Below are 11,809 nucleotides of genomic sequence, written 5' to 3' on the forward strand. Positions count from 1 at the left end.
ATCTCCCAAAGATGAACCCCCTATTTGATTCACCCGGTACGCTGGGTCGATGGAAACGGCAGCATGGCGTAGGTAAAGCCACGCCAAACGTGGAGAAAGTGCCCTCGTATATTCTCCGTAGTCAACTCAAACGTCGCTTAATCGACCAGAAGGATACCATTATGCCCCTGCTCAAAGAAGCGGCACCACATAAATACAGCAAAATGAATCGGTATGGATTTGATCCTGTAGTTATGAATTTGGGCGAAGATCCATTTAGGCGATTCGTCGAGCTGGTTGAACAAATCGGTTTAGTCGATGCCTACATCAAAATCCTGACACCCGGCTTTAATTACAAAAAATGATCATTCACCCGCAATCATTCCGGGCATTGGCCTATGAGGTGTTGAATCACCTCAACAATAACTCCGCCAATGATGACAGCCGGATAACGCTGCCCATCATCGAACAGGAACTGCGGCATCAGTTCGGTATCTACCTCAAGGAGACTGACCGGCAGACCGAACGGCAGGGGATGGACCCCGAAGCCTACCGCGTTGAAACGATGAGTCTCAGCATTGCCGGGGATGATCTGATGCGGGTGGTAGAGGTCGTAGGTTTGCTAACCTTCAACGGAAAGCCCTATACCTCGTTTGTGGGCATCCAGACCGATACCTACCAGCTTGGATTCGTTCCAGTCGATTACCGATGGCAACTGCTGGGCATGAGCCAACTGACCCGCCAACCCTGTTTCACCTTGGAAGGCGATAAGATGTATGTACTGCTGACAGCCCAAACGATCGCTGTAGAGGCTATCACCCTGACGGGAATACCGGCTGACCCGTTCCCCAAAGCAGGACGCGCCGATGAATGGTACTGGAAACGCGCCTGGTTTTTGGGAGAAGAAGCAAAAGGGAAAATCAAAATGCAAACCCTGCGCGTGTTCATGGGTACCCATATCCAGTTGCAGCAACGCGTCGACCAAAAAAATAACGCGACCGAAGGATGATCTATACCATTGATATGCTCCTGAGCGAACTCGGGCAACTGCTTCCCCTGGGTAATGGGGAACGCTACCGGCAACCGGTAAACCGCTACGTCAAGTACGTGCTGGGGAAGGTTGGTCATAAAAAAACGGCTGACGTATATACGGAGCCGTTCGAGCTACAGGCCGGGCGTGTCGATCCCCTTCCGGAACACATTCTGGACGTACTGGACGCGGGCTTTACGAAAGATAAAATGAGTGGCGAGAAGTTCAACAACGGCTACTGTTCGGATAATCCACTGGCGTTTATGCTCACTCCGTTTGGCATCATGTTTGCCAATCTGGAAAATGAAACGGTATTCCTCAACTACCATAGCCTGCCCCTTGGTCCGGATGGTAAAGTAGCGATCGTGGAGGAGGTCTACCAGGCCTGTCTGGATTACTGTTATGCTAAGCTGATTACGGGCTTTCCGGCGCATCCGCGTTTCTCGATGCAGTTAACGCTGGAAAACGCTGCGCTGGGAAAGATCGACGAAGCGCGTAGTTCACTCAACAAAAAAGCGCGGCTTGCTCAAAACCGTGTTAACCGTAAGTATCTGTAATGGCCCAACCCACATTTGAACAAACCTTTCAGGCGGGTATGGTGCAGGATGTAGATGCCCACCTGCAACCGACCAACACGTTTCGGGATGCCGAAAACGGGCAATTGATGTACAATGGTGACGATGCCGAACCCTCAATGGGGCATGGTTTGGCCTTCATGAACGCACCGGGAAACCGCTATGTCATGGAGGTGCCCGCCGGTTACTGGATTATCGGCCAGGAGGAATGCAGCAAAGGAACGCTGTTGTGCTCGACCAATAATCAGAACTCGGAAATCGGGCTTTGGTACTGGGATTCCAATAACCTCGGCGGCCGGTATATTACCCTCTACAATGACGCCAACGACCCCAACCTGCTGAATCAGCCCTACCGGATACGGCGGTTCGGTGAAGCTAAACAGGATCGGTTAAACTGGCTGGCAACCGATAGTATGGACCTCAAGGTTACGGTTGAATCCGAACTCATTGAGCGTATCTACTGGACGGATCGGCGTCATGCCATGCATACGTTCAATTTGAATCAGGCTTGGAACGCATCGGGTGTCACCTACCATTCGCTGTTAAGTGGTGCCAATCTGTTTTATCCCAAACATCTATCGGTGCATGCCTTCCGGGAACGGTCTGATCTGGTGTTTCCCCGGCTCAATGTGCTGGGGCGGGGTAAAGGTCGTCTGCTGAGTGGGGTGTATCAGTTTGCGATTCAGTACCGGCATACCAACGGCCATGAATCGGTCTGGTCAACGCTTACCCGCCGGGTATTTGTTACGACCAATCCCCTCGATGATCAGCTGCCCGTTCGCCAAACGGGCCTGCGCTCCAACCACCACAACCGGGTTATGCAGCCTTCGGGGCTTATGTCGGGTGAATCGATTCGGCTAGAGCTTCAGAATCTGGATTTACGCTGGGACTCCCTGCGCGTGGCCGTGGTGTATTTCGAGTCACCAGATAAACCCTACAAACGGGTAGCCATGAAACCCATTACGATGGGCAGCAGTGGGTCGATGGTGGTTGAAATCACCCAGCTTGACGGTGAAGAGTTAACGGATTCAGCCCTTAACCAGCGGTATTCAAACGTGGTCAAAGTCGGTACGCTGGAAGTATCGGAAAACATGCTCATCGAAGGACAGATAAGTTTTCTTGCGCCGGTTTCCATGGATAAGTCGGCGGTCAAGTTTACGCCCAAACTGCGGAACATGAGTGCCGACCGTACCGCTTCGCCAACTTTTGCCAATCTCGCCAATCCCATATCGGGGAAGGATGATAACGACCCGTTGACCAACAGCCCTGTCGAAAATCAGTTTATTGATATCTCGGCTTTTGCCGGTCAGGCCGTCCGCCATTCGGTCGATCAGGATTTTGCCAACTACAAAGGTCAGCTATACGACCACCTGCTGAAAGGTCATTTTCGGGGCGAAACCTACGAATACGGTGTGGCGGTGCTCGATCGGTCGGGGCAAGTGTTGTTTGTGGAGGATCTGCCCGCCTTTACCTTTCCCGAACAGTATGCGCCTGGGCCCAATGGGGAGAAGGATTATTACAGCCTCACCAAACTAAACCCGCAAACCGGCCTTTGGGATTTACAGATAATGGGGGTGACTATATCGGGGCTGGCTCTGCCTGTCGACAAGCTCTACGATCAGGATGGCCGGTTGAATGTTTCGGGCTTTATGATCGTGCGCCGAAAGCGAAATGCGCGCATCAAACATCAGGGCGTCGTTTTTCCCGTTTGCCGTACGCAAGGCTGTTACATCAAGGAAAACCGGGATTTCCTGCTGTTTCCGCTGCCAACGGCTGACAATGGATTCTACCAGCAATCACTGGGGGATGATAACTACGGCAGTACCTACGGGACGATGTGTAAACCCGGCAACTTCGGTCAAACCTCAACCCAGGCCTATTTCCTCAACTATCACTCGCCGGATGTGCTGATTGAAGAAAGCTTCGAAGCGCCCAAACAAACCGACGAGCTGAAACACATCGGCATGGTTGGACCAACCGGCGGCAAAGGGTATACCCAACTGGTGGGAAATAATGAGCACATTTACACCAAATCCTACAATACCCGAACGGATTTTCCGCGCGTAGCCAATCTGGTCAAGAATGGCCGACCGAATCTGGGCGATACAACGCGAATTGCGCTGGCGCTTCAACATAATCAGGGCTTCGATCAAACCTACAAGGAGTTCGATAAGGACTATTTAAAGCTGACGTTTGAAACCCAGACGCACGTAAACATTGCCAAAAGCAATCGTTCGCTTCAACTCGACGGACTGCTGCAGCGCAACGCCGTACTGTTTAAAAGCAGAGACTGGAAATCGGTCGACCTGGCACCACTTGAACCCGGATCAGTCGGCAACGGACCGGGGGACTACCAGCGCGGGGCACAGAGTAATTACCGGCTGGTCAACTATACGCAGGCAACACCGGCCAAAAGCCCGGAAAAAGAACCGTATTTCTCAACCGGACACTTTCAGCCCCTGACAGCGGATATTCTTACACTGGCCAAAGAACGCTATGATGCATCGGGTAAGCTGACTCACTTCGTATTCGATGAGGTAGAGGTTTGGGGCGGGGATTGCTACGTAAGTCTGTTTGATTTTACGCGTATCTATCCCTTCTGGTCGGATGGCTGTGAGAAAACCAGTGGCGTACTCCCTGATTATGCCGTTTCGCATATTCTGCCCATTGAGTCAAAATACAACCTGGCTCTGCGGTGGGGGCGTAGCTTTGCGGCCAACGCAACCAAACCCGAAGCGACAAGCTGTGAGGGTACCCAAAAGCAGTTTAACAACGGCATCACCTCCCAGCAGCCCGAAGATTGGAAGTACAACATAGTGCTGAACCTGGAAGAGGCCATTCAGTTTTACAACGTAAAAGATCCCGAACAGGATATTATCACCAACGGGGATAGTGCCTTTCACTGGACACCGGAGAAAGCACCTGGTCAACGGCTGGATTCGTGGCGTACGCGCTACGTAGGTGACTATGGACTGGCCGATGCCAGTCTGGGCCCAATTACCAAGCTCAGCTCCGGTAGCTTCTCCCATATGTACGTCTGGCAGACAAAAGGATTCGGGGCGGCTCCGCTGAATGCTTCCCAGTTTGCCAGCAATGAGGTCGGCGTAATCGTGATCAACTCTGGCAAAGTCTTTAACGGCATGGTGTATCTTTCGCGGGAAGCGGGTACACAGCACCCGTCGTCGGTCTGGGTATCCAAAGGGCAAATCGGGGCATGGGACGCCCGTAACGGCGTGTTACTGCGGCATTCGCAGGCGGGTCTGGATGAGTTGTCGAATCAGGAAAGTCTTCACGATACGGTTCAGAAACTAACGGCCAATCTGGGGGCTTCCGACCTCAACACCCTGCGCCAATGGAATGCTGTTTCCGGGGTGAACAGTAACGGCGATGTGCTGACAACGTTCTGGCAAAATAAACAACCCAAAAAGACGCTCGTATATAGTCCAACGGTAGGTGCTTTTGTGGGCAGTAATACGGGCTATCCCCGCTTGTACGGTAAGCGGGGGCGGTATATGTTTGCAACGAATCCGGCTTATCCCAACAAAATCTATCTGTATCATAACGCCCGGCGGGGTGAGTTCTTCGACGTAACCGCCAATACGGTGTTGCGCTTCATTGTCAACCCCAATCCGACGAAGACCAAACGCTTTGACAATGGCTATCTGAACCTGAACGTGGCGGGTATTGAACAGATAGTCTCTATTCGTCAGTATACGCCCAATGGCGGACCAAAACAGGATCATACGATTCTGGGCACCGATGAGCGCATTGACTGGCGGGATAATATGCTGATCTATCCCATGCATGAAGAAGACTGGGACGATACAAAAGACCCGCTGCGCGATCATTACGCGATCGTTGAGATTACGATCAGCAACAAAAACAACATACCAGTCGAACTACTGAGTTTCGGCTGTTCCTTTCTGACCGTTTAGTCGTATGGCTGTTTTCACAACAGAGAATCAAACCTCGGCCTATGCCAAAGACCCGTCCTATTATACCGGCTCGGGCTTTGTGCTGGGGATGCTGGGCTACAAAAAGAACGGGCAAAAGAGCCTGTTCGGCAAAATCAAGGATGTGGCCCTGCCCGTTATCGGCGGTATTGCCGGTACGCTGGTGGGTGGTCCCGCCGGTGCAGCCATCGGGGCAACCTTGGGGCAAGGCCTGAATGCAGCTTCTAATAAAGTGGCTGCGGGCATCGTCGGCGGGGCGGAGGATTCAACCACCAACGTCGATGAGGACATGAGCAATACGCTTGCCCGTGGTAATCTGGGGATGAGTCTGGGCAATCTGGCCGGGGGGGTAGCAAATGGTGTTCAGGCCGGGAACGGTGTGGGGAAAATCCTCAAAGACCTGGCACCAACGGCGCAGAAGGATCTGCCCGGTATCGTATCGGGCATGGCCGGGGCCATCGGAGCGAATTCAACAACGACTTATCCAGTCCGAAGAAACGTGAAGTATTTTAACGCAGGGGGGGAAGTAAAGCCCCTGACCTACCGATATGCCGGTATGACCTTTTCGATTGATCAACCCAAAGATTATAAAATCTATGACAAGGACGATAAATCGGAAGACCTGAGTATTATCGATGAGACTACGGGTATGCACTACGGCCGTATGCGTATTGGAGAACGGGTCATGGACCAACACAGCAACATGGCCATGAAAGCTATCATGTGTTCGTCGGCTCCCCTCGAAAAGAAAAAAGAAGCGCTTGGCGAACATCTGTACGAAGAATTGTCAACCCATCGAGACGACTCGGGTTCGCACGAATTTCGGGAAGGTGGTGAAGCCGGTCCCGGCCCAAATCGAAAGTATGATGCCAAAAAGGTACTGGACGACTTTAGGGCGCATAACCAACGCCTGATTGACAGCTGGTCATCCATTGCCGCCAAGCCCAAAGCCAACCAGCTTGCCGAAGATCAGAAATACATCGACGATGCGGCTGCTCAGGTACGCATGGCGAAACAGGCTATTTCGGCTCTGGATAGCGGTCAGTTGACCTTTGACGCCAATTCCAATAAGATTGTCCACAAGGGTACGGGCGTGGGCTATGCGCTGCCCAAATCACGAACCGGGTATAATTACCATGGCGATGGATTCAATACCCAGACCGGGGGGCTTTCGCTATTGCCCGATAGCGGGGGCGTGGGGGCAATGGATTTCACCAAAGCCACCTCGGCCGTCAATACCCAAAAGATGACAGCCCAGCCCGCTCCGGCAAGCTCGGCTCCGGCGGTTCAGCCTTCGGCCGGATCTTCCCCAAATTCCCAAACGGGAAGATCGGGAACTTCGTCGACGACCCCTGCGCGCGTTCCCTCGATGGTGCAACGCGGAGCCAGTGCCGGTAAAAAGCCAGCGTCAACGGCTCCACCTGTAGTAACAGCCCAAAGCCGCATTCAGAAAATGACGCATGGGCAGCTTGTCAGTACGCTTGGGGGCATTGCCACACCTGATCCGGGTGTTATCGGTACACCGCCACCGGCTCCCGAAGCAGAAAAGCCGGTCGTCAAACCCAACACCGACCGCATAGCGGGAGCCCTGGGTCTGGATACTCCGGCAGCAGCCACCAACTACGACCCTAAAGCCAGCGCACCGACCGCCAAAGCACCGGCGGCTAAAGGGGATGCTGTGGGGAATTTGCTCGATCTGGGGCGTGTGGTTACGGGGGCGGTGATGGCATCCAAAAAAACACCGACCTGGACACCACCGGCCCGCTTTACCAACTGGCAGTCTCAGGTTGAAGCGAAAGCCAATCAGGGCTATACCCCTCAGGAGTGGAACACCGTCAACGGACAGATCGCCGATAGCTATGCGGCTGGCCAGACGGCTATGACAAATTCGCTAGGGTCGGGCGCTACGCCTGGCGTTGTGCTGGCGGGACTTACCCGACTCAATCAGCAACGGGGTCAGCAGACGCAGGCGGCCGTCATGGGGGACGTATCGCGGAGGGCACAGAATTTCGCGCAGTACGGGGCGATGGTCAATCAGGATCTGCAACTTGACCAGCAGCAGTTCGACCAGAAACTGAATCAGGTTGTATCCGGTCAGCAGGCAGGCGTACAACTGGCACAGGCCGGTTTACAGAATATCGAACAGCGCAAACTGTATACCGATAACTACGGCGCTGGCTCGCTCTTTCAGCGATTGATGGGCGCACAGGCCGATGAGGAACAGGAGGCTACCAGTCTGCTAAGAAAGATGCGTGAAAACGCGATGAAAGCCGGAACAGGCAGTAATTGAAGAAAGAATTATTTTCATAAATAGGTGTCACTTGGTTGCAAAAGTGCCAAATGGCACCTATCTTTGCTTAAGTTAATTGATACGATTATGGGCGTAAGAAGACATAACCACACATTATCTTGGATTGAGCAAATCGTTGAGGCAAATACTCAATTTGTTCACCTGGAGAAAAAGGTTTGGACGGCTCAGACCAAGGTAATCTCATACTTCCTACAGCAGGGGGTGCAGGTGTCTGCAAGTCATCACAGTTCTCTTAATTTTTTAACTTCTGATTATTGTACGAAGAGAAAGAAAGAGAGAGCGGAACCTGAGGAGGATCTTTGTCTGACTTTTCCTAAAATGTATGATTCCTCGCTGCATAATAAAGTCAGTGAGGAAAATGCTACTAGAAACTGGCTTTCAGAGGAAAGCCCTACGGCTGAATATTTTTCTGTCTTGACAGAAGCTCTACGAAAGTTCAAATGGTTGGAGCACTACTCTATTGATAAGCCGACTCTATCAGAAGATGAGCAGATTCGTATACTAATAGAGCTGAATAAACAGATAGCACTTTTAGACAGATATTTGTCTGATGTGCATACGATACTGGCTGGCATTGCTGAGAAAGAAGCAGATACCCCAGTTGGTCATTTTAATCCATTTGTAAAAAACAATAAGCTACCTGCTCCCTCCGACGAAGAAAATAAGCGGCAGCGATTGTCCATAAGGTTTGCTGAAGAATTAGCCGAAATGCTCGATTTAACAGATCGGGAAATGGCTCATATTCTCACGATTTCCATTCGGACGTATCACCGCTTAAAGCCCGACGGTTTATTGAATCCTGTGGCATCTGAACGCCTTACACTGCTCAACGAGCTGGCAGCGTATGGATTGGATGTTTTTGAGAATCAAGATACCTTCAATAAGTGGTTGCGTCTTCCATTGCAAGAATTAAGTAATCTTTCACCGCTTAACTCGCTGGATACCGCCACTGGTTTTAATCTTGTCAAAGCCGTTTTGGGACGGATTGACTACGGAGTATACAGTTAGTTTTGCCTACCCCCTTTGCGGATGGCTATTTGTTATCGCATTCAAAAGAGTAAACATAATTCAGGAACGCTTTCAGGCATCGGCGCTTCGATAACGGGCGGACGCTGGAACCCGGTCGGTACCCCAATGGTCTACACCTCAACAACGGTTTCGCTGTGTGTACTGGAAATTCTGGTACATACTGACAAAAGCTTATTGCCTAATTTTCCCCCTCACAGTTTGATCAAACTCGAAATTCCGGATGAGTGTATCCGAGAATTCCATCCCGACGAACTACTGCCGGGTTGGACTAGCATACCACCTACCGATGTTAGTCGATTCTTTTTGATGCCTTATCTGACCACTAATAGTAGTTTGGCCTTTAAGGTACCCTCGGCTGTTAATCCTTATGAATACAACATCCTGCTTAATCCGGAGCATCCGGATATTGGCAAGGTTATAGAATACCCACCCATAGCGTTCAAATTCGATCAGCGGTTCATGTAATACCAGCATTCCGAAAGCCAGCTAAGAGAGCTGGCTTTCGGCTTTTAAAGCCACGCTCGATTAACCGTATAGACCTTAATCGCTCGCTTATATATAAAAGATTTACTATTTTTAGCATATCATTTCATATGTAAGTGTATATGCCCCGTCCATACGCTATCGGTTCCGATGCGCTTATCGCTGGTTTAATGGCTCCTACGACCAATTGGGGTCAGTTAATGGCGGCAAAAGATCAGCAGTTACAACAGCAAACCTACGCCACTCAGCTGAGTGAACAGGAGTTGTTGGAGGAACAACAGGCTGCGGCACAGATCGCGGCTTTCAAACAAAAGATTCGCTCGCTTCCGCTTGAGCGGCCCGATAAAGTACGCGTTTCCAAATGGCTCAAAGGTCAGGAGTCGGCCAATGCCGAACGGCTGGCGAAAGAGTATCAGGGCAATCTATCCCAGTTTATGGCCGCTGAGGGGCCAGCGTGGATGGAACAAACGTTAGGTGCCCTGGAGCAAAGCGACGAGTACACCACCGGCGTTCATAACCTGGAGCAAATCACGCTGGCTAAAGAAGCGATGCGGAAGGGTGAAAACCTGATCGGTCAGGTCGTCACCGAAAACGGCAAACAGCGGTATATCCCGGCAACGAATCAATTGCAGGAGTACTATAAGGGTCGCTTGCCCAAATTTGATTTCAACGGCTCCTACAAAGATGATGATTCACTTCTGAAACACTTTGGCGAAAAATACCCGACTGGTGTACTGCCTTATGAGAAAGTGGCTGTAACGGAAGACGATAAGCTGAACTATCTGATGTCGACCGACAAACCGGAGGTTGCCATGGATAAGTACCTGCGGAAGTACCAGAATACGAAGGTCTACTACAAAACCAAGTCCCTCGACGAATACCAGGACTATATAAACAAGCAACAGGACCAGCGTATGCAGGTGGAGGATCACCGCACCAAACGCACACTGGACGGTTTGCGGATTCAGGGGGCACAGCTGGGCAATGAACTGAAACGCGCGAAAATTTCCAAGTTATCCGAATCGGGGGATGGTGCCGATGGTTCAGGCGCGTATCTGCGCCGGATGATTCCCCAGTCCCAGACTCAGCCTGGTACGACCTATGACCCATCGGGCAATAAGGTACTGCGTCATGCGGGTTATGATCTGAATGCCTTTGGCGGTAAAGCCACGGGCAAGGTCAGTTTCAATGCGCTGGATATCCTTGATAAGCAATCAGCCGATGCGCTGGGCAATTTGCTCGGGGCGGAAAAAGTACCGGTATCGAAAACCAATCCAACCGGCTGGCGGGGTGGTAAAGTACTGGAAGGTATCGTTGCCAAAAACGGCTTCAATGCGGTTGATCTGGCCGGCACTAAACATGAGATTGTTCATGTCGATCCGCGCATCTACACCAACCCGCGTGAGTTCAACCAGAACGGCGCTCCCATTTCTTCCAACGGGCCAATGGGCTTTGTCAAGGTGAAGGTCAAGTTTGCCGATAACTCGGAAGCCAAAAAAGCGGGTTTGGTGGAAGGTATGTTCAGTTCGGCTACCCGGATGGGGGCGGGGGCGTATGATAAGGATTCGCGCGAAGTGGAGATCTACACCCCTATTGGCAACATCTACAAGAATGCAGCCCTGAACCGCTATCTGTCGAATCAGGACGCCGGTACCAAAGTGACAAATGACTTCATGAATCCCTATGCGCTGGGGATTGATGACGATGAATGACAATCTACAGGAGTACTATTTGCCTTTTCAACAATGATTTCTTTCCCCAAAAAGTCCGCTAACGAGCCAAAGGGATAAACCATGCTGCTTAATTACACCAATCGCGCCCTGTTGTTTGTCCATCAGGATAACCTGGTTGCGCGCGGCAACGGCCGTTTTGAGGTCGATAGCCCCACTAATTTGGTCCACCGGGATTTTATCCCCGTAGCCGGTCACGCCCTGCGCGTTCACGTGCGGATCGAAATTACCTGCCTGAACCACGGCATTCCCGTTGTTCAGGAAATTGTCACGGAGGTTGATCCCATCCCGGAGGGTGACGAACTGCTAATCGTCAGTAAACAGTATGCCGACGCGTGCCGTCGACTGTGCCGACCTACGCACCGATTGCGGGTTGTCTGCGGTGGCGTATATACACAAGGGTTATCATACCCGATTGCGTCAACGGGGTTAGCAATGGTAGAAGCCTGTTTGCCTTATACCATGCCCGAACTCTTCGTGGTTGGGGTTTCCGGTGTGGAGGAAGCAACCAAATATATCCGTACCCAACGAATCGAATCCCAGCAGCAGATTGAACAGATGGTGGATGAGCCTAAAGAGGTAGCGGCTAAAGAAGTATTGTATTCCGTCTCAGACGCGTTAGAGTCCGTTGTTGAGGGATTCAACCCGGGTATTTCGCTGCCTGGCTCGAAGAAGGCTGACGACGATCATCTACCTAATTACTCCTACTAATTTTCTTT

General features: G+C 51.4%; 9 protein-coding genes. All 9 read left to right on the forward strand.

What is annotated here, in order from left to right:
• Positions 1-11 precede the first annotated feature (11 nt).
• Positions 12-344, forward strand: coding sequence for a hypothetical protein (locus CRO74_RS06815; protein WP_097125227.1), 333 nt, complete (start codon positions 12-14; stop codon positions 342-344).
• The gene (locus tag CRO74_RS06820; protein ID WP_097125228.1) at positions 341-988 is read left to right on the forward strand and encodes a hypothetical protein; all 648 of its coding nucleotides are present in this window, start codon (positions 341-343) and stop codon (positions 986-988) included. The genes CRO74_RS06815 and CRO74_RS06820 overlap by 4 nt, the downstream gene beginning before the upstream one ends.
• Positions 985-1,566, forward strand: coding sequence for a hypothetical protein (locus CRO74_RS06825; protein WP_097125229.1), 582 nt, complete (start codon positions 985-987; stop codon positions 1,564-1,566). The genes CRO74_RS06820 and CRO74_RS06825 overlap by 4 nt, the downstream gene beginning before the upstream one ends.
• Positions 1,566-5,519 carry a hypothetical protein gene (locus CRO74_RS06830; protein ID WP_097125230.1) on the forward strand — a complete coding sequence of 1,318 codons (3,954 nt, stop codon included), beginning with the start codon at positions 1,566-1,568 and terminating at the stop codon, positions 5,517-5,519. Before CRO74_RS06825 ends, CRO74_RS06830 begins: the two co-directional genes overlap by 1 nt.
• Positions 5,520-5,523: 4 nt before the next feature.
• The gene (locus tag CRO74_RS06835; protein WP_097125231.1) at positions 5,524-7,827 is read left to right on the forward strand and encodes a hypothetical protein; all 2,304 of its coding nucleotides are present in this window, start codon (positions 5,524-5,526) and stop codon (positions 7,825-7,827) included.
• 63 nt (positions 7,828-7,890) lie between these two features.
• The gene (gene parS, locus CRO74_RS06840; protein ID WP_097125232.1) at positions 7,891-8,856 is read left to right on the forward strand and encodes an Xre family toxin-antitoxin system antitoxin; all 966 of its coding nucleotides are present in this window, start codon (positions 7,891-7,893) and stop codon (positions 8,854-8,856) included.
• Positions 8,857-8,877: 21 nt separating this feature from the next.
• Positions 8,878-9,342: an RES family NAD+ phosphorylase gene (locus tag CRO74_RS06845; RefSeq protein WP_097125233.1), complete on the forward strand. Its 465-nt coding sequence runs from the start codon at positions 8,878-8,880 to the stop codon at positions 9,340-9,342.
• Positions 9,343-9,482: 140 nt separating this feature from the next.
• Positions 9,483-11,072, forward strand: coding sequence for a hypothetical protein (locus tag CRO74_RS06850; RefSeq protein ID WP_097125234.1), 1,590 nt, complete (start codon positions 9,483-9,485; stop codon positions 11,070-11,072).
• A gap of 81 nt (positions 11,073-11,153) precedes the next feature.
• Entirely contained in the window at positions 11,154-11,801 is a 648-nt protein-coding gene (locus CRO74_RS06855) for a hypothetical protein (RefSeq protein WP_097125235.1), read from the forward strand.
• Positions 11,802-11,809: the final 8 nt, after the last annotated feature.

This window comes from Spirosoma fluviale, from assembly GCF_900230225.1.
Classification (GTDB): Bacteria; Bacteroidota; Bacteroidia; order Cytophagales; family Spirosomataceae; genus Spirosoma; species Spirosoma fluviale.

Coding starts and splice junctions, on each gene's coding strand:
- CRO74_RS06815 (WP_097125227.1), top strand. CDS start 12: ATGAACCCCCTATTTGATTCACCCGGTACGCTGGGTCGATGGAAACGG.
- CRO74_RS06820 (WP_097125228.1), top strand. CDS start 341: ATGATCATTCACCCGCAATCATTCCGGGCATTGGCCTATGAGGTGTTG.
- CRO74_RS06825 (WP_097125229.1), top strand. CDS start 985: ATGATCTATACCATTGATATGCTCCTGAGCGAACTCGGGCAACTGCTT.
- CRO74_RS06830 (WP_097125230.1), top strand. CDS start 1,566: ATGGCCCAACCCACATTTGAACAAACCTTTCAGGCGGGTATGGTGCAG.
- CRO74_RS06835 (WP_097125231.1), top strand. CDS start 5,524: ATGGCTGTTTTCACAACAGAGAATCAAACCTCGGCCTATGCCAAAGAC.
- CRO74_RS06845 (WP_097125233.1), top strand. CDS start 8,878: ATGGCTATTTGTTATCGCATTCAAAAGAGTAAACATAATTCAGGAACG.
- CRO74_RS06850 (WP_097125234.1), top strand. CDS start 9,483: ATGCCCCGTCCATACGCTATCGGTTCCGATGCGCTTATCGCTGGTTTA.
- CRO74_RS06855 (WP_097125235.1), top strand. CDS start 11,154: ATGCTGCTTAATTACACCAATCGCGCCCTGTTGTTTGTCCATCAGGAT.